20 protein-coding genes and 1 other annotated feature are annotated in these 19,337 nt (G+C 34.4%); of the genes, 3 read left to right on the forward strand and 17 right to left on the reverse strand.

What is annotated here, in order from left to right:
- Positions 1–192 precede the first annotated feature (192 nt).
- Positions 193–443 (reverse strand) — a binding site (T-box leader).
- Positions 444–524: 81 nt separating this feature from the next.
- From RBG61_RS03730 to RBG61_RS03755, 6 genes are all read right to left on the reverse strand, one after another.
- Positions 525–1,190 (reverse strand): hypothetical protein, encoded by a 666-nt coding sequence (locus tag RBG61_RS03730; RefSeq protein ID WP_307945907.1) that lies wholly within the window; start codon positions 1,188–1,190, stop codon positions 525–527.
- A 3-nt stretch (positions 1,191–1,193) separates the two neighbouring features.
- Positions 1,194–1,736 (reverse strand): zf-HC2 domain-containing protein, encoded by a 543-nt coding sequence (locus RBG61_RS03735; RefSeq protein ID WP_307945909.1) that lies wholly within the window; start codon positions 1,734–1,736, stop codon positions 1,194–1,196.
- Positions 1,736–2,224 carry an RNA polymerase sigma factor gene (locus RBG61_RS03740; protein ID WP_307945911.1) on the reverse strand — a complete coding sequence of 163 codons (489 nt, stop codon included), beginning with the start codon at positions 2,222–2,224 and terminating at the stop codon, positions 1,736–1,738. Before RBG61_RS03740 ends, RBG61_RS03735 begins: the two co-directional genes overlap by 1 nt.
- A 112-nt stretch (positions 2,225–2,336) precedes the next feature.
- Positions 2,337–3,056 (reverse strand): MBL fold metallo-hydrolase, encoded by a 720-nt coding sequence (locus tag RBG61_RS03745; RefSeq protein ID WP_307945913.1) that lies wholly within the window; start codon positions 3,054–3,056, stop codon positions 2,337–2,339.
- A 26-nt stretch (positions 3,057–3,082) separates the two neighbouring features.
- On the reverse strand, positions 3,083–3,577 hold the full coding sequence (locus tag RBG61_RS03750; RefSeq protein WP_307945916.1) for an REP-associated tyrosine transposase: 495 nt from the start codon (positions 3,575–3,577) through the stop codon (positions 3,083–3,085).
- 39 nt (positions 3,578–3,616) lie between these two features.
- On the reverse strand, positions 3,617–5,392 hold the full coding sequence (locus tag RBG61_RS03755; protein ID WP_307945918.1) for an Rqc2 family fibronectin-binding protein: 1,776 nt from the start codon (positions 5,390–5,392) through the stop codon (positions 3,617–3,619).
- Between the two features lie 1,022 nt (positions 5,393–6,414).
- Between RBG61_RS03755 and RBG61_RS03760 the strand changes: the two genes are divergently transcribed.
- From RBG61_RS03760 to RBG61_RS03770, 3 genes are all read left to right on the forward strand, one after another.
- Positions 6,415–6,735 (forward strand): DUF1292 domain-containing protein, encoded by a 321-nt coding sequence (locus tag RBG61_RS03760; protein ID WP_307945920.1) that lies wholly within the window; start codon positions 6,415–6,417, stop codon positions 6,733–6,735.
- A gap of 466 nt (positions 6,736–7,201) precedes the next feature.
- A complete protein-coding gene (locus RBG61_RS03765) occupies positions 7,202–7,567 on the forward strand; it encodes a sulfite exporter TauE/SafE family protein (protein WP_307945922.1) in 366 nt (121 codons plus the stop codon).
- Positions 7,504–7,971, forward strand: coding sequence for a sulfite exporter TauE/SafE family protein (locus tag RBG61_RS03770; RefSeq protein WP_307945925.1), 468 nt, complete (start codon positions 7,504–7,506; stop codon positions 7,969–7,971). Before RBG61_RS03765 ends, RBG61_RS03770 begins: the two co-directional genes overlap by 64 nt.
- A 111-nt stretch (positions 7,972–8,082) precedes the next feature.
- On the opposite strand, the gene RBG61_RS03775 is transcribed toward RBG61_RS03770, so the two are convergent.
- The 11 genes from RBG61_RS03775 to RBG61_RS03825 form a co-directional block, all read right to left on the reverse strand.
- Entirely contained in the window at positions 8,083–8,478 is a 396-nt protein-coding gene (locus RBG61_RS03775) for an RrF2 family transcriptional regulator (RefSeq protein WP_307945927.1), read from the reverse strand.
- A 74-nt stretch (positions 8,479–8,552) separates the two neighbouring features.
- Complete coding sequence (gene rpoD, locus RBG61_RS03780; protein ID WP_307945929.1) at positions 8,553–9,635, reverse strand: RNA polymerase sigma factor RpoD; 1,083 nt, start codon at positions 9,633–9,635, stop codon at positions 8,553–8,555.
- 150 nt (positions 9,636–9,785) lie between these two features.
- Positions 9,786–11,540, reverse strand: coding sequence for a DNA primase (gene dnaG, locus RBG61_RS03785; RefSeq protein ID WP_307945931.1), 1,755 nt, complete (start codon positions 11,538–11,540; stop codon positions 9,786–9,788).
- 56 nt (positions 11,541–11,596) lie between these two features.
- The gene (locus RBG61_RS03790) at positions 11,597–12,592 is read right to left on the reverse strand and encodes a deoxyguanosinetriphosphate triphosphohydrolase (RefSeq protein WP_307945934.1); all 996 of its coding nucleotides are present in this window, start codon (positions 12,590–12,592) and stop codon (positions 11,597–11,599) included.
- Between the two features lie 153 nt (positions 12,593–12,745).
- Positions 12,746–13,366 (reverse strand): YigZ family protein, encoded by a 621-nt coding sequence (locus RBG61_RS03795; protein ID WP_307945936.1) that lies wholly within the window; start codon positions 13,364–13,366, stop codon positions 12,746–12,748.
- A gap of 116 nt (positions 13,367–13,482) precedes the next feature.
- On the reverse strand, positions 13,483–13,680 hold the full coding sequence (gene rpmE, locus RBG61_RS03800) for a 50S ribosomal protein L31 (RefSeq protein ID WP_307945939.1): 198 nt from the start codon (positions 13,678–13,680) through the stop codon (positions 13,483–13,485).
- Between the two features lie 146 nt (positions 13,681–13,826).
- Positions 13,827–15,542: a phospho-sugar mutase gene (locus RBG61_RS03805; protein WP_307945941.1), complete on the reverse strand. Its 1,716-nt coding sequence runs from the start codon at positions 15,540–15,542 to the stop codon at positions 13,827–13,829.
- Between the two features lie 35 nt (positions 15,543–15,577).
- Complete coding sequence (locus tag RBG61_RS03810) at positions 15,578–16,744, reverse strand: putative glycoside hydrolase (RefSeq protein WP_307945944.1); 1,167 nt, start codon at positions 16,742–16,744, stop codon at positions 15,578–15,580.
- A 25-nt stretch (positions 16,745–16,769) separates the two neighbouring features.
- Positions 16,770–17,390 (reverse strand): Rnf-Nqr domain containing protein, encoded by a 621-nt coding sequence (locus RBG61_RS03815; protein WP_307945946.1) that lies wholly within the window; start codon positions 17,388–17,390, stop codon positions 16,770–16,772.
- Positions 17,391–17,413: 23 nt separating this feature from the next.
- Positions 17,414–18,067: an Rnf-Nqr domain containing protein gene (locus RBG61_RS03820; RefSeq protein ID WP_307945948.1), complete on the reverse strand. Its 654-nt coding sequence runs from the start codon at positions 18,065–18,067 to the stop codon at positions 17,414–17,416.
- Positions 18,067–19,245 carry an RnfABCDGE type electron transport complex subunit D gene (locus RBG61_RS03825; protein WP_307945950.1) on the reverse strand — a complete coding sequence of 393 codons (1,179 nt, stop codon included), beginning with the start codon at positions 19,243–19,245 and terminating at the stop codon, positions 18,067–18,069. Before RBG61_RS03825 ends, RBG61_RS03820 begins: the two co-directional genes overlap by 1 nt.
- Positions 19,246–19,337 lie beyond the last annotated feature (92 nt).

Genomic DNA, 19,337 nt, shown 5'->3' on the forward strand with positions numbered 1-19,337 from the left:
TCGGGAGGGACTCCCTCTTTCCTTGGATTTGCCCAAATAAATGTTTCTATTATGCATGTATTATTATAAATTTATAACTATTCTTTGCATAATCATATCCTTGCAATCACATTGGTTTTCACTTTTGTAAATTCATTGTATCATCTCATACAAATAAAAAAAGCCCACCGTAAACAAACGCTATTAACGCTTGCTTAGGGCGAACTTATATGTCCGTGTTACCACCTAAATTCAAAGAAAAACCTTTGCACTCAATCAATACGGGAAAACTTCCGATATTGTTTCTCTATAACGGGAGAACCCGTTGAAGCCTACTTAAGATTACTCTTGTTCAGTTCAAAGCTCAAAGGCTACCTTCCACACAATCCTCACGAAAGCTTTCACCATCCGCTTTCTCTCTAAGGCTTCGAAGAGTGTGTACTCCTCCTTGTCAACGCTTATAAAATATGATGTAATATATATTATATGCAAAATTTCAAAAAATGTCAACGGGTGGACTTAATTTTGATAAAATCTATTCAACCCTACCATTTTGCAATTTCAGAGGCTGGAATACCACTCAAACTCCACTCATCCGTATGCTTAAAATCCTCATCTGTCATGTTAGGCTTTCTTAACGACACTGAATAGTTTGCTATAGAGATATTGTTCTTTTTCATAATCCTGTATGCTTCTATCATTAACTTTTTTGATTCTTCCTTGCTTGGATTATCAGAATATGCATTGATATTTAAATTAACCTCAACAGGAATATTATTCAGATCTATTGGTATATGAATTTTTTGTTTTATCATAGATTTTTCGAATCTTCCAAAATGAAATATGAAATCTACTCCTTCATATGAATATTCCTTTCTTATAATATCCGTCAAATAGCAGCCCACTTCACCACTTAAATAGCTATCGTAGATTTCATGTCTTCCATATGCAATGTAAAAATCAGTATGTTTGCTCGTTTTAGATTTTATTCTTATTTGATATTTTCCGTCTTTAAAATTGTACCATGTTTTTCCTAATTCAAGATCCGAAATATCATAATTCTCACTTACATATGCTTCAATTTTATTTTTTGCAATGGTTGATGATATTGGATTGCCAACAAAACTATTTAAAATAAAAAAGATGAAAAATATCAAAACAAATGCGATTGCAGCGCAAATAACCTTTAATGCTAATTTCTTTTTTGTCATTATTTATTTCTCCTTTTTGAATGCAAATTTTAACAAACCGCCTATGATAATACCAACTGCTGTTAAAACCAAATAGATTACCATCATTGTCAGTGGTGCAGTAAATAGATATTTCCATTCAATAGTTCTAGTAAACAATACATAAATCACTATCTCGCCAACATAGGATACAACTATGATACCAACTAAGCTAATCCAAAACTTTTTGCCTAGTAAGAATACGCTAATAACGCCTAACACTGGCATTAGTATTAAATTATAAAATTGAGCGTCTGAACGGCTCATTGCTACTCCCAAAATCGCACCAACTAGCAAAACTGCCAATCCGATTTTAACATAATATTTTTTTATTGCTTGAATTATTTTTTTATCATCCACTTGTATTTCATGTGGCAAATTTATTTGCTCTAATAAATCCCGACAGGTTTTACAAATTTGTGTGTGTTCTAATACTAACTGTTCACTTTCTTCACTTGCAACATGATCATTTACTAACGGAATTAAATCTTGACATACAGCACAAGTAATTTTATATTCATATGACATTATATCAACTCCTCCTCTTGAAGTGTCGCTTTTAACCATTTCTTGATGCGAAAATCAATAACCCTTGCTGAACTTTCTGAAATATGAAGCTTCGTTGCAATTTCATGATAAGAATATCCGTCAACACGCATTTGGAATACCTTTTGCATATTTCCATCTTTTGTTAGGAGCAATTCTTGCAAACGGGTTATGGCTTGCTTTGCTATGTATCGCTCCTCAAAACTATCTGTTACATATAATTCTAAAAGGTCATCGTATTCTAATGTTGGCTTTTGCTTTCTTAAATTTTGCAGCCATAAGTTTCTTGCAATAGAGAATAACCATGTTTTAATTGTTGAATCCCCTTTAAAGTTTGGCAATGATTTGATTGCGTTTAAAAAAGTTTCTGACAACAAGTCCTCTGAAAGGGTTGGATTATGTGTTAAACTCATGAGATAATAATAAACATCTTGTTTATTTCGTACGTACAATTCTTCTATTGGTAACACGAAATTCCCCCTTTCATATTATTAGTCACAATTAAGACAATTTTGTTACAAGGATTTGGAAATAATTTTATTTTGCAAAAATAGCGTGTCAATGACACGCTATTGATTCGTTCTATATCTTTGCTAGTTCTTCTTTTTGATAATCAATAATCTCTTGTTTGCTTTGTGGTAAATCATGACCTAGTACACCAATTGTAAAATCAATTGCTTCTAAAATTTGAATCAATTCTTCTAGTTTTACTTTATCATATTTACCATTATTGTGATAATAATCACTACAATCCACATCACCCATAAACAAAACTTTTTCTTCCGGCACATAGATAATGACTGAATCTTCACTATGTGGGCCTCCAACTCTAATAAGTTCACATGTTAAATTTCCTAAATCGATGGTAAGATGATTTTCAAAAACGACATCAGCTGTTTTTACAACAATTTGATTTCGATTCGGATATTCCACACGAATATGTGTATCGCAAAATGTAATGTCTTCACCTGTTTGTAAGCGGTGTTGCATTGCTTCTTCTGTCCATTCCCATGTTGCAACAGTTTTAAGTCGCTCATTGGTTAGTCTGCTCGCTATCGTTTTTCCTGCTATCGCATGCATTCCAAAGGTATGATCCCAGTGCCAATGCGTAATGGCAACATAGTCTGCTATTGGTAGATTTGCTTTATATAGTTCTTGTTGAAATAAATCAGTATGTTCTTTTGAATTTCCTGCATCGACAATCAAAGAACATCGCGTACCTTTGATATAACCTAAAGTTGGGCGATCCGCCTCATCTGTTGCAGGAAGATAATATATATTGTTGGTTAGTTGTTTTAGCATAATAGTGTCTCTTTCTTAAATGAATATTAGTGAATTGCTTTATTGATATAAAAGCAATCGTCCTGCCATGTTAAAGGATTAGTATCAATGTAGTTCCAGATTAGTTGATATTCATTTTCATTGCGAATAATATGGTCGTGAAAAGAACGTTGCCAGATTCGATTCTCAAATGATGGTAAAACACCATTCTTCACTAGTTTTATGTATTCAATTGTAGAATAGCGTTTAAATGATTGTATAATATCCGATAATGTAGGGGCGGATTCCATATCCGCCCGTTCTATCACAATAATTGCGTGAAAATGATTTGGCATAATAACAAATTTAGGAGAATTTACACAAGAAAATTGATGTATTGTCCTTAAAAATATTTCTTTAATCACGCGGGACGATATGGAATCGTCCCCTACAGAACCAAACAACATTTCTCTATTATGAGTGCATATCGTAATGAAATAAGCATTATTCTGCGAATAATCATAATTTACTAATCTTATCCTTTTCCGTTGCGGTAAATCCATAACAGTCACCACCAATTATTTAAACAATATAAAACTCTCTTACTTCACTCGTAAACTCTCTACTAATTGGGCGTCTGGTGTGACATAGGCTGTATAATAATCGGTGAAGATGACCATACCCGGTTTTGCTCCATTCGGTTTCTTAACGTATCTCACAAGGGTGTAGTCTACAGCTACTTGTGCTGAATTTCTACCTTGCGAATTTGTTGCAGCAATAATCGCAGCCTCTGTTATCGTACGTACAGGTACATCCATACCTTCGCCATTCGTTTCAATGATAACATGTGAACCTGCAATTTCTTGCGTGTGCAACCATAAATCACTGTTTCGTGCAACTTTCAAAGTAAGCTTGTCATTTTGTTTATTGTTTCGTCCACAAAGAATAGAGTACCCATCACTTGATCGATATGCAATTGGTGGTTGTGCCTTTAACATCCTGCTCTTTTGTTTTGTAGCACGAATATAACCTTGTTCGGCAAGCTCTTCTCTAATTTCAAGTAATTCACTTTCCCCTTTTGTTCGGGAAACTGCATCAAATACACTGTCAATATAGGTCAATTCCATTTGGGATTTTGCCATTAAATCATGCAGCATTTGCTCTGCTGTTTGTGCTTTTCTATATTCTAAATAATAGTGCTGTGCATTTTGTGCCGGTCCTTTTCTTGGATCAAGCTTAATTGTAACGCTTGGGCAAGCCTCTTCGTAAAAATTCTCTAGTGTCACTTCATGCATACCCTTTTCAATTCGATAGATATTTGCATTGATTAAATCGCCATATGCTTTTAATGTGTCACGGTTGGCACATTCTAAAAGTTCAGCTTGCTGTAAAGCCAACTTTTTCGTAATACGTTCACTTGTGTTCATCAATAGCTTTAAAAGGTCATTTGAGCGCTGCTTCATACGTTGTTGCTGATCTCGATCTGCATAGAAGCTATCTAACAACGCACTTGTTGTTTCATATACCGTTTTCTTTGGTTTACTGCCGTACTGATTAATATCATAAAGAGTAAAATCATTGAGTTTTAACGAATCCTCAATGCAGACAGTTAATTGTAAATTCCCTATTTGCAGATTTTGTTTTAGTTCATTTAGCGTGTCTATAATACGTTGCTTATAGTAATCAGACAATCTGTCTTTTTCGATATCCTGCCCTTTTAAAGCTAAATAGCTTAACTCTCTTGCTAATAACGGAGAGATACCCTCTAGCGTTTGCATAATGGATTTTGCGACATCAATAGAAGGAGTTTTATAAAAACGCTGTATCACTTCATCCATTGATGCTGTAAATAAGTTTAGCTTGTCTTGCGCTGGGGGAGCTTGATAGCTCATTCCCGGCAACACCATACGAACACTCGAAACCTCATTTGTTATACGTTTAATAGAATCAATTATTTTATTGTCTTGGTTGATTAAAATAATATTAGAGTGCCTACCCATAATTTCAATGACAACTGTATTCGTGGTTAAATCGCCCAATTCATTGACTGCTTCAAAATCAAGACATAAAACACGGTCAAGCCCACTTTGTCTTACTGCTATTAATCTACCTGTATTTAAATGCTTTCTTAACAGCATACAAAACATAGGTGGGGATTGCGGATTTTCTAACGCAATATTTGTAAAATGAATTCTAGGGGAATTTGCATTTGCAGAAAGTAATAGCTTCTTACTTCCTGCACCTGTTTCGTTTTTATAGCGAAGAGAAATGATGATTTCTTCCTTAGACGGTTGAGATATCTTTTCCACTCGGGCATTTAACACATTCGTTTCTATTTCTTTTGCAATTACACTTAAAAATACGCCGTCTAATGCCATAATGTTCACCATCCTTCTTATTTAATTTACCTATTTTTCTCGAATAATACTATTGTACACGAAAAACAATGGTATTGCAATGAGAATGATGATGACGCTTCGGATGGAAACACATTAGGGTAATGCAAGCAAAAACAAAACCTCAAGCCATAGCCTGAGGTTTTGAGTATATTATGAACAGGATATATTCTAATTTAGCCAAAGTTTAATTGTTTGGCGGTCTCACTCCCATCAATTTATTCGATTAGCAAATACCTTTTACGTTTACTTACAATCATAGCATCCACCCTTTCTTTCGCAATTGATTTTTCTAACTCAACTGCCCATCGGGTATCACCTTTTTCTGATAGAAATGATTCAATTTTATGTTGCTATTGCATTGGACTCACCTTTCTAATATAATCCGGAAAAAGTCTAACTATTTCATTGGACTCACCTTACTATATCAAATTTCGAGTTGCCAAGTTTAAGCCATTGGATTCACCTTTTTCTTTTGATATTCCAATACTTAACTGCAATTATTTCATTGGACTCACCTTTTCTTTTTATTAGGGAAAACGAATCGCCCTTCATTACTCAATTCAAAACAATAACGAGAACTTTCACTATAACGAAATGTTTTAATACGTACCGCTCCATCTAATATAATAGAAACTCTATATGATGGACACTTGATACCTCTTTGTTAGGAAGAACTCATAGTTGCATTCGTTTGAATTGATGGTTCCGATGAAATGTCTTCGCTGTACATCGGTAACACCTCCTAAAAGATATTTGGTTATCTTCTATGTCTATAATATAGCACATGCAATATGCATTGTCAATAGTTTTTATAATTTTGTTTGAATAATTATAGACATTTTGTCTAATATAGTCGGAGTGATTGACATTTAACCAAATTGCTTGTAAAATCATTATATACCCAATTTGGGTGCTCAACCGGTGATAGCTGCTTGATATTGAAAATGGATATCTAATATGGCTATATGCTTTGATTGAGCTTATGAAAGGAGAAATTTGAAATGGCTGATGAAATGGATTTCAACCCAGATATTTATACACTAATTGACGAAGAAGGCGTAGAACAAACTTTTGAGCTTTTAGACATAATGGAACTAAACGATGAACGTTATTTTGCGTTAATTCCTTATTATGAAAATCCTGAAGAAACTGTTGACGATGACGGCGATTTAATTATTTTAAAATCTCAATTAGATGATAATGGTGAAGAAATGATGGTTTCTATTGATGATGAAGATGAATACCAAAAAGTTGGTAACATTTTCTTAGAGAAACTTTCAAAAATGTTCGAAGAAGAGCTATTCGAAGACGAACAAGAATAACTTTATTTACCAATGTACTTTTTACACATTATGCGTTATAATAATGTTGTAAGATACATTTTCTAATTTTCCGAATCTTCTGCCTTGCCTAGTTAGTATAGTTGTTATAAATCCAACACTTATAATCTAGGGAGCCGGTACTCTCTTGACTGGAATGCAGACCTCCCGCTTTAAGCGGACGTTGGGAGCACAATGTTCTTGAGGAGGCTACCCGCCTGCTTTACTGCGGGTTTTTATTATGCTATACGACTTCAAGGTGGATGTATTTAAAAACACGGCTTAAACCTTCGGGTTTGAGCCTTTTGTTTTATCTATTTCATTATATTCATTGGCGGATTGTCTCAATTACTAAAATGAAATGTTTTTAAGAAATTATTCTACGAATATTTATTTTAGTCTTTGTCATACTAGTAAGGGAAGTAATGCTACTTCCCTTTTAATATTTTTATTTTAAATGGTATGATGAATGAAACAAATAATAATTAAAACGAAATACTATCTTGTTGGATTTATAGCAGGACTGTTAAATGGTTTTTTCGGCGCAGGTGGTGGATTGCTTGTAGTTCCTATGCTGCAAGCTTTAGAAGTTGAGCCAAGAAAAGCTCACGCTACATCCATTGCAATTATTTTGCCATTAAGCATCCTCAGTACTGTCATTTATTTTATGAAAGGAATACGATTCGATCCAGCGAGCTTTTTAACCATTACATCTGCTGGTATTGTAGGAGCAATTGCAGGTTCTTTTTTACTAATGAGATTAAAAAACAGATGGCTAAGAAAGATATTTGCAATTATTATGATTGTTTCCGCTATTCGGATTTTAATGAAATGATGGAATATGTTATATTAATAATGGTTGGAATTCTATCCGGAATTTGTGCTGCATTAGGTATCGGTGGCGGCTTTGTCCTTTTAATTTATTTAACCGCTGTTTTATCAACAAACCAACTAGAAGCACAACTTATGAATCTTGTCTTTTTTATTCCCATTGCTATTATTTCTCTTATTATTCATATTAGACATAAGCTTGTTGTTAAGAAAATTGCTTTCAAAGCGATTATAACAGGTAGTATCGGTGCCGTTTTGGGAGTATTTGTTGCAACTGTTTTAGATGCCAAACTATTATCTAAGCTTTTTGCATTTTTCATCTTAATAATTGGCATTCATCAATTGTTTGAAAAAGAAAGGAAAATTGATGATGAGATAAAAGAAATCAGTTTTCGTATGTTACAATGATTTTTATATACAAAAAAACCACGACGAAATGTCGTGGTTTTCATATTTTATTATATTAATTACCGAGTTAAATTTCTAAACAAATACACAGAACTGCTTTTTATGTAATGATTAGCACAAGCTATCAATTGTAACTTCATCCAACATTTTTTGCACTTCGCTTGTAATCTTACAAAAAACCTTTTGCACCTTACAATCATATTCTTTTGGACGTGTACAAGGAGACTCGGGATTTAAGCAACGGCTAAATCGATATTCACCCTCTACAGCCTCTAAAACAGATTTCAGCGTAATTTGCTTTGGATCTTGGTTCAATTCGTAACCGCCCTGCGTTCCTTTAAAAGACTTTACAATACCACTTGAAACTAAATTTCTTAATATTTTTAATGCAAATCTCAAAGATACGCCTGTAGCTTCAGAAATCGTATTCGCATCTGCTCTTTGTTTCGCATCAGCTAAATATACTACAATTCTTACTGCATAATCTGCTTCTAATGTAATATGCATATGATCCTCCTAGTGAAAATTTAAAACTATACTATATTTATATAGTTTAATCCTTTTTTTCATAAAAGTCAAATTTAATCTAAGAAATCTTTTAACTTTTTACTACGGCTAGGATGACGGAGCTTTCTTAATGCTTTTGCTTCAATCTGGCGAATACGTTCACGTGTTACATTAAACTCTTTACCAACCTCTTCTAAGGTGCGAGAACGGCCATCTTCTAAGCCAAAACGTAAACGTAATACTTTTTCCTCTCGATCGGTTAAAGTGGATAAAACGCCGCTTAATTGCTCTTTTAAAAGAATATGAGAAGCTGCATCATCCGGAGCTAATGCATCATCATCCGGAATAAAATCACCTAAGTGGCTATCCTCTTCTTCACCGATAGGAGTTTCAAGAGAAACTGGCTCTTGAGCAACACGAATAATTTCACGCACTTTATCAACAGGCATATCCAATTCTTTTGCAATTTCCTCTGCACTTGGATCATGTCCGTTTTTATGAAGCAATTGGCTGCTCACTTTTTTTACTTTATTGATTGTTTCAACCATATGAACAGGAATACGAATTGTTCTTGCTTGGTCGGCAATAGCACGAGTAATTGCTTGACGAATCCACCAAGTAGCATATGTGGAAAATTTAAAGCCTTTTGTATAATCAAATTTTTCTACTGCTTTAATTAAGCCTAAGTTACCCTCTTGGATTAAGTCTAAGAATTGCATACCACGACCAACATAACGTTTTGCAATACTTACTACCAATCTTAAATTGGCCTCAGAAAGTCTTTTGCGAGCACGAATGTCGCCTTCTGCCATTCTGGTTGCAAGATCGATTTCTTCATCGGAGCTAAGCAATGGAACACGTCCAATTTCCTTTAGATACACTTTTACTGGGTCATCAATATTGACGCCTTCTGCTTGTAACTCAACTTCAACAATCGCAGGATCAGTTGTATCTATCTCTATATCCAAATCAGGAGTAAAATCTTCGATTACTTCGATATTCATTGCTTCTAAAGACTCATACAACTTGTCCATTTGTTCCATGTCAAAATCGAGTTCTTCCAATGTATCGGTAATTTCTTGTGTTGTAAGCTTTCCTTGCGCCTTACCACGCTCCAAAAGCTCCATAACCGTCATTTTTTTGCCATTTTCAGCCATAATCATTCTCCATTTCAAAATTTAAGTGTCACTATCATCTATTGTATCAATACTAATTTACCTTTAAATCTTCTTTTTGCATTTAAAAAAGCGCATTAATGAAAGCTTTTTTTAAATAATTATCATTGTTTAAATGCAAATAAGTATACATTACTTTTTCTTGTTTAATAGTTGCTTTCGATATTGCTCTAAATCATCAATATCACTTGTCAGTATCTCATCTTTTTTTAATGTTTGTGTCGCAATTAACAAGGCGTCAATGTACGACATTAGTGTATCCAAATTATTAGAAATATTACTATTTCTTGCTAATATCCCCGATATTCCCGCCATTTCTTCTGGAGAAAATGCATAGTTTAACGAAGATACCACCAATTCATTTTGCTTTTCATACGTTTCAATCATCGCTTCATAAATTCTCTTGTTAAACGTCGTTGCAAAATCCTCTGGGGATAACTTCTCTTTTGTATTTTTAATACAATCGGGATGTCTAAACAAGAAAGCAATTATTCCTTCTTCTGCAAGTGCAGCTTTCAAATTATCTTTCTTTTCAGGGTTAACTTTATCTTTGATCATGAACTTATTTTGCTCAATTTCCCGCCATTCTTTTTTCTCTTGTGCTTTGTATTTTTTAATACGCAATTTTTCTGCCTGTTCTACAACGGATTGTGGCATTGCACCGGTTTCATTTGCTACAAACCCTGCATATACTTCACGGGAAAGCTTACTTTCAATATCCGATAAAATGTTAATTGCTTTAGACAAATACTCCGCTTTACCAGCTGGAGTCGCCATATCAAATTGTTCCCGTAATTTCGCTAATTCATACTCAATTACATCAACCGCACCGTTAATTTGCAGCTCAAATCGCTTTGCTCCGAATTTTTTTATGTATTCATCAGGATCTTTTGCACCTTCCATCTTCAATGCTCTTGTAGTAATTCCAACTTGAGAAAGAAGATTGATTGCTCTATGAATTGCTTTTTGACCTGCTTCATCGGAGTCATATGCTACTACTACTTGACTTGCATATTTACTGATAAGCCTTGCTTGCTCTTCCGTTAACGCCGTTCCCAATGTTGCAACAACATTATGAAAGCCTGCCGCATGGATTGCAATAACATCCATATAGCCTTCTGCTAAAATTAAAGTGTCCTTAATTTCATGCTTTGCGAAATTTAAAGAAAATAGATTTCTGCTTTTTTTAAATACTAAAGTATCGGGGGAGTTTAAGTATTTGGGCTTACTATCGTCTAATACACGACCGCCAAATCCAATGACATTTCCACGCAAGTCAATAATCGGAAACATAACCCGATTACGAAACATATCAAAGCATCTTCCACTTTTCGCTTTGGAGCACACCGCTGCTGCAACTAATTCTTCTTCCTTATAGCCTTTGCTCTTTAAATAATCGGTCAATGAAGTCCATGAATCAGGAGCATAGCCTAACCCGTAAGTCGTAATTGTTTTATCTGATAATTCACGATTTTTAAAATAAGCATATCCCTTAGCACCTAATGGTTGTTTTAAGCACATATGAAAAAACTTTGCAGCTTCTCGGTTTATTTTAAGAATCGCCTGCTTTAGCTGCATTTGCGTATCATCGCTTTTTTCATCGGGTACATTTAAACCTACTCGTTTTGCTAAAAAATGAATTGCTTCTACATAATCTAAGTTTTCAGCCTGCATAATAAAGTTGATAACATCGCCACCGGCTCCACAGCCAAAACAAAAAAAAGATTGTGTATCTTGGTAAACTACCATAGAAGGTGTTTTTTCTGAATGAAACGGACACAATGCCTTTATGTTACGTCCCGCTCTTTTGACATTTACATAAGAAGAAATCACTTCTTCAATATCACAAGTTTGAACTAATTGGTCGATAAAGCTTTGTGGAATCATTTCACTCACCTCCTAGATTTCTTATTAACTCAATATGCAACGTCAATGCTCGGCACTTATCTACTCCAGAATTTTGGTATATACATCTCTTTATATAGCTCCACTGCAAATTGATCAGTCATTCCAGCAACATAATCACAAACAGCCTGTTTCATACCGAATTTTTCGATAATAGTATGATAAAAATCAGGTAACTCATTCACATGATGCAAATAATATTCATAAAGCACTTTTACAATATCTTGCGCTTTTTTATCTTCAGACTTAGCCTCAGAATTACTATAAACGTTTTCAAACATAAATGCTTTTAAGCCGTTATGTGCTTTTAATACTTCATCAGCCATTTGAATATCATCTTTGCTGTATTCAACAATGGATTGAATCATAGTAGTGATTCGCTCGCTTTTTGTGCGGCCTAATATATAAATACTATCATATGGTAAATCGGATTCTCGAAGCACTCCTGCACGAATTGCATCTTCAATATCATGATTGATATACGCAATTTTATCGGATATGCGAACCACTCGTCCTTCTAGCGTAGTTGCATCTACTAGATTATCGGAATGACAAGCAATACCATTCTTCACTTCATAAGTTAAGTTTAGCCCTTTTCCGTAGTTTTCAATATGGTCAACTACTCGAACACTTTGTATATTATGAAGAAATCCACCATCATGAAGTTCGTTCAATACATATTCACCGGCATGTCCAAAAGGCGTATGACCTAAATCATGGCCAAGTGCAATTGCCTCAGTTAAATCTTCATTTAAGCGAAGGCAACGTGAAATCGTTCTTGCAATTTGGGATACTTCCAACGTATGAGTCAAACGAGTACGATAATGATCGCCCTGTGGAGATAAAAACACTTGAGTTTTATGTTTTAATCTTCGAAACGAATTACAATGCAGTATTTTATCACGATCACGTTGATACTCTGTTCTAAAATCACATTTTTCGGTTTCAATAATTCTTCCTTTAGATTTAGAAGAAAGGGATGCATATGGTGAAAGTATGTTGACTTCAAGCCGTTCCAAATCTTCCCGTATCATAAGATTATTCATCCACCTTTCTTATAAATAAAACTATTTTTATGAATGCGACATATTATATATACAAGATTAGTAGAAATATACCTTTAAATTCTTTCATTTATTTCGACATATTTTTCTGGAAGGTTAATTTACAGTATTTTTCTACTCTTTTTAAGCCATATCGGCAAAAACTTGCCCTGTTATATATGGAGTCACTTGCCCGTTGGAAAGGTCCGTAATCTCTTTTAGAAATGCATCTGTTTTCTCTTGCTCAATTAACAATTCCAGCTGTACTGCTGCTGTAAAATCACAACGCTGAACCTTAATATTATAATTTGGTATGATATAGTTGATTTTTCCGTATAAAGTATATTCACATTCTAATGTGATTACATTACACTCTGTCATATACATAATCTTTGCGGCTCTAACTGCAATAGAGGCGCCGTGAGAATATGCCCGTACCAGCCCCCCTGCTCCAAGCATAGTTCCTCCAAAATAGCGAGTTACTACAACGCAAACATCGACTAACCCTTCTTTTTGTAATACGTCTAAAACAGGGATTCCGGCAGTTCCTTGTGGTTCTCCGTTATCGGAATATCGTTTAATTTGCCCTTCTCTTAAAATATATGCATATACATTATGGGTGGCATCAAAATGATTTTTAGAAATTTTAGCTATAAAATCAGTAGCCTCTTTTTCCGTTGTAACAGGCATAATATAGCCAATAAACCGAGATTTTTTTTCGATAAACTCATCCGTTGCGTAAGCTTGAATCGTTTTGTAACCCATAATATACCTCCTCAAAATGCAATTGTACTTTCATAATTGTAAAACCAACTTCGACAAACGAAAGCGATGCAGAAATACTGCATCGCTTTATTGTTTTATCTTGCGATATAAAAAAACTACATGCCAAAACGTTTTTTGAATCGATCCACACGGCCACCAGCATTGCTTAGTTTTTGTTGACCAGTATAAAATGGATGACATTTAGAACAAATTTCAACTTTTATATCTTCTCTTGTTGATGCTGTTTCGATAACTTCACCACAAGCACATTTAATTGTAGTTTTTTGATATTTTGGATGAATACCTGATTTCATTAAATTCACCTCTTTCAAATCGTAGTCTTACAATATAGTATTTTAACATAAGAAATACTGAATTGCAAGTTTTTTTTTTGGATACTTAATTTTAATATGGAAATTCGTTAAATCTTTCAACAAAAAGCTTGCTTTGCTGTTGAAAATTAAAAACCTAAAATTTTTGTATAATCCTTTTGAACCTCGGCTAAAACCGATTTTGCTTGTTCTTTTGTTTTGCCTGTTGCAGTGTAGTATGCTTTGATTTTTGGTTCTGTACCGGAAGGACGAAGCACAACACTTGCACCATTGCAAAGCTCATAGCTTAACACATTTGACTTTGGTAAGTCAATCGTTGTTTTATTCGAAGTTTTCATATCTGTCATTTCACTTGATTGATAATCAGCAATCTTTATTACTTCAAATCCCCCAATGGTAACAGGAGGTTGTTCACGAAGTCCACTCATGATTTCATTCATGCGTTGCATACCCGTTTCACCCTCGCAAGTAAAGCTTTGTTGCTCATGAATATAAACACCGTATGTTTCATAAATGCGATTGAGTGCATCTAGAATGGATATTCCATTCAGCTTATAATATCCAGCCATTTCACAAATAAGCATAGATGCTACAACGCCGTCTTTATCACGAACATAAGTTCCTGCAAGATAGCCATAGCTTTCTTCGAATCCGAAAATATAGCGGTCTTGCTCATTCTTTTGCTCTAAAACATAAATTTGTTCACCAATAAACTTAAATCCTGTTAAAACATCAATAATTTCTACGCCATAATTTTGTGCAATTTTCTTTGCAAGTTCCGTAGTAACAATTGTTTTAACCGCAACCGGGTTCTTTGGCATAGAGCCATTTTTTGTGCGCTGTTCACAGATGTATTCTAACAATAATGATCCAACTTCGTTACCCGTTACTAAAACATAATTACCATTATGGTCAGGAACTGCAATGCCAACACGATCACAATCAGGGTCTGTTGCTAACAATAAATCTGGCTTTTCTTGTTCACAAAGTTTTAAACCTAAATTTAATGCTTCCGGAATTTCAGGATTTGGAAACGGACAAGTGCGGAATGTTCCGTCCGGTTTTTCTTGTTCAGGAACTACTACAACGTCCTTTACGCCTACCATAGATAAGATATTTCTTACTGGTAAGTTACCTGTTCCGTTTAATGGAGTATAAACTACTTTTAAGTTTGCTTGTTCTACAGCTTTTGGATTGATTAACTGTGCTTTTACATTTGCAAGATAGCGGTCTTCCACCTCTTTGCTAATATATTCAATGTTGCCTTCATTAAGTGCTTTATCAAAATCTTCTAATTCAACATGAAATAAATCCACTTGGTTAATTTCGCTTAAAACACGATCAGCAGCTTCAATAGTAATTTGACAGCCATCATTTCCATATACTTTATAGCCATTATATTTTGCAGGGTTATGAGAAGCGGTAATCATAATTCCTGCTTCACAGTTTAGTTCTCTAACAGCAAAAGATAAACATGGTGTAGGCATTAACTTATCATAAAGGTATACCTTTATTCCATTAGCAGACAAAACTCTTGCTGCTTCTTTTGCAAATAAATCTGATTTAATTCTTGAATCATAGCCAATTGCAACGCTTGGATTATTTGATTCCGCAATCAAGTAATTTGCAAGTCCTTGAGTTGCTTTGCGAATCGTATAAACGTTAATACGATTTGTTCCAGCGCCAATTACTCCACGCAAACCGCCTGTACCAAACTCTAAATCACGATAAAATCGGTCTTTGATTGCATCAACGTCACCGTTAATTGCTGCTAGCTCGTCTCTTAAATCTGTATCGTCAAGTTCTGTTCTTGTCCATACATTATACAATTGCATTTCTTCCATTCCTAATCCTCCCACTATTCCTATGATGCACCTATTTACATCAAAATATAATTTTCTATCTTTAATTCTTTTAATATAGGCTCTAACACTGTTAAGTCTGATTGTTTGATTACAGGCATAAATTGAACATCTTTGTTACCACTTTGAATCTTTTGTAAAATTGCTTTTACAATATCAGTTTCGCTGCCCTCAATTTGAGCAGCAGTTTTTATTTCAGGTAATTTTGCTTTTACTACTTCCATATTTATTATAGGAGATAGATTTGTATAGCTAATTGCAGAAGCTTGATTGCTATATCCGGAAGCATTTACATTTGCAAATACTTCGATGTTAATTCCTTGCAACACCTTAGCTTTACCTGCAGCAGTTTGCGCTTCTTGCAACAATTGTTTTAAAATTTCAGGTTTTGGTTTATTCTCATTGATTAAATTTAACTTACCTGTATTTTTTTCAGGGAACATTACATTATCTAATACAATAGCTTCAAAGCCTGCTGTAGAAAGTTCTTTTGTTAAATCGCAAATATAACTTCTTGCTTTATCCATATAAGGGTTTAACCAAGGCTTTCCGCCCTTATCAACTGAATTATCCAACCAGTTTGTTGTTAAGGTTGTTCCGAAAGCATAAGAGTTTTCGTTCTTTACATGAGGAGCTATTCCATCTTTTAAAGCACTCATTTGTGCAAGTGGTTTTAGTCCTGCATCTTTCATTGCTTTCACCAAAACATTCAAGTCAATTGGGTTTTCAGCAACTGCATTGAATTTCTTTGCAGATTCATTTTGTGTATTATAATATATTTTTCCTTCCGGAGTTTTTAATTCTACATATACTGCATTATACCCATCCGTTTTGAATTTTTGCATAACAGCCTTAAATTGGTCTGCAGAATGTTGGGCCAATTGAGAAGATGGAAGATAGGCGGCCTTAATCTCCTTAAGGGAATCGGAGGTATCAGGCTTACTATTGGTTCCGCTTGAGACAAGAGAAGAAGGCTTACTCTCGGAATAATCTGAGCTGGTGTTAGATGATGGCTTAGGTGCATTTGGTCCAAATCGTTTTGACCATTCACCTTTTACAATAAAGCCGAAGCCAACTAAGACAAACAAAAATAATATAAATACAATTGTGGATAATGCTTTGCTCTTCGTACGCTTTCGTTTGTAAATTCTTTTTGTACGAATTATCTTACGTTGTTTGGACATACAATCCTACTCCTTTTCATATTGATTAAAATGGTAGCTCATGGCCAATCAAACCATAAATCGCTAAAGAAACAATACCGATATATATTAGCGTTATTGGAAATCCACGAAAAGCATTTGGCACATGTTCACTGGAAAGACGCTCATACGCTAAATCAACAAAATAAGATGCAATTGTATAACCAATACCCGTTCCTATTCCAAAGCCTATATAACCAGCAAAGTTTAAATTTGCAATATTTGCGCTTAGAAGTAATGCTCCTAAAACAGCACAGTTAAATGTGCTGACATGAATCATAGGCAAAATAACTTTTTTATATTTTGGAAAACAGCTTGATGTTACGATTAACGCTGTAAGATATACAATACCGATAATAACAACGTAAATTGCGGGAGTAATGTAATACCTATAAGATAGCCCTTGCAGAAGTGGGTTAACAAAATAGGTTATAATGGACGACACAGTAATTACTGTTGTCATAATTAATCCAAACAAAAAGATATTATATTTTTTTCTCACAGTATACAGCACAGTACTGGTACCGATTGCTCTAGAGAAAATAGTATTTTCTAAAAAGATAGCTATTAGCGCAAAAGTCAGCATATCCTTAAAAAAGGAACCTGTAATTTGTAAAAAACTGTTCAATGAACGTTCCTCCCCTCTTTCTATTATTTTGTTTCAGGAACAGCAATTGGATTGCGCTCCTTCGGATTTTCAAGCTTGTATTTGATTCGTTTCACAAGTGCAGCTAAAAATCCGACTAAAATAAATCCACTGAAAGGATAAATGATAGCAGGTACTTTGAATGGTAAGCTAATTGCTTGACCCATTAAAGTTCCGTTGCCTATTATTTCACGAATGGTACCAACTAAAACGATTACAAGGAAGAATCCAATAGTATGGCAAAGTAAATCAACAATCATCATTCCTTTTTTATGCTTATGGAATCGTGATTCACTTTTTACAACAATTAAGGAGTTTGCTACAAGCAATGGCAAGAAAATTCCTAATTTAAATACCTGTTCTGGATAGATTGAATCCATCCACATTGCAGTAGGGATAAAAATGGCGCAAGCAATCAACGTATAAAAGATAGAACGAATCGTATACGGAATTTTCTTCGGAATAAAGGAAGATAACAACACAGTGAAAAATGTAATCATAACAAAAGAAATACCAAGAATGATAGAATTTTGATAGTTATAGCTTGCTACAATTACAGGTGATAAAACCAAACCTCTTTCCAAAACGGTGTTTCCCAATAACAATCCGTTAAATTTTTCAAATGACTTCTTATGTCTTAAATAAAATGTTTTTTTCATTATTTTCTACCTGCCTTCCCGGCCTTTGCATTTGCCTTACTCTTTTTAGCTTGGTTAGTATTGCCTTTTGCAGGTTGAGTTTCTTTTAATACAACAACTTCTTCAACTTTTTCATTTGCATCAACTTCGCCAACTACTACAATCCTAGCCTTGCTTAATTCAGGCTGTGGCTTTTCAATCGGTTGCATTGCTTCTTGCTCTGTTGAAGTATTTTCTCTCTTTTGCTTTGCTTTTGATGAATCCATAAATGCATTCATTTTATTGTGTAAAGCATTCGCATAACGATCACATGGAATTGCAAAGATATTTGCAATTAAAATTGCATATACAAATTCTAATTCCATCGCACCAAAATGCCTGAAAATCATAACAAAAATTCCTAGAATCAAGCCGTATAAAACTTGGCCATTTTTGGTCTTCGGCATTGTTGCGGGATCACTCGCCATAAAGATTGTTCCAAATAACAATACGCCGGAAGTAAATTCAAATACCAATGAGGATACCAAATTGGTTTGTACTCTAGGGAAAAGCAAAGCTGTAATTGCAACAACTAGAATAGTTGAGGAAACTACACGTATGTTAATCACTCTGCGGATTAACAAATAAATCATACATGTTAGTAAAACTAAAATACAGGTTGCCCCCATAGGGCCTGCAAAATCACCTAAAAGAACAGTAAAATAATGAGTTTTTGGAGTTCCTCCACCTTTCAAGATGCTGGAGAAAGAATCCACATATTGAATCATAGAAGCATCTGTTACTGATTTAATAGCTTGTGGAATTGGATAACGCAATACATACTCCGGCCAGCAAATTGCAACAAAAGCAAGACCAGCTGCTGCTGGGTTGAAAATATTGAATCCCGTTCCACCAAATGGATGCTTTGCAATTACCAACGCAACAAAAACGCTTACAACAACAATCCACCAAGGAGCAGTTGCAGGAAGCAATAGCGTTGTTATGAGTGCAGTTATAATACAAGAATAATCTTGATTTTCAATTTTCTTTTTGCCCGCAAACCGGTTACAAATAAATTCAAAAACTATAGCAGTTGCCACACCCACAATTAACAAAGGAATTATCATTTGTCCGTATAAATAGAACGGCATCACCGCAACCGCAAGTAACGTCAAAATAATATTGATATACTTTTTTTTCATAGTAGTTTGTTTTTCCATACATACCTCATTTCTGCCCAAAATCGAATTGAAAACCATATCGCTTGGCTATATTGTTTTAGAAAAGTTATTGCAAATCATTCAGCATTATT

Source organism: Paludicola sp. MB14-C6 (assembly GCF_030908625.1).
GTDB lineage: Bacteria > Bacillota > Clostridia > Oscillospirales > Ruminococcaceae > Paludihabitans.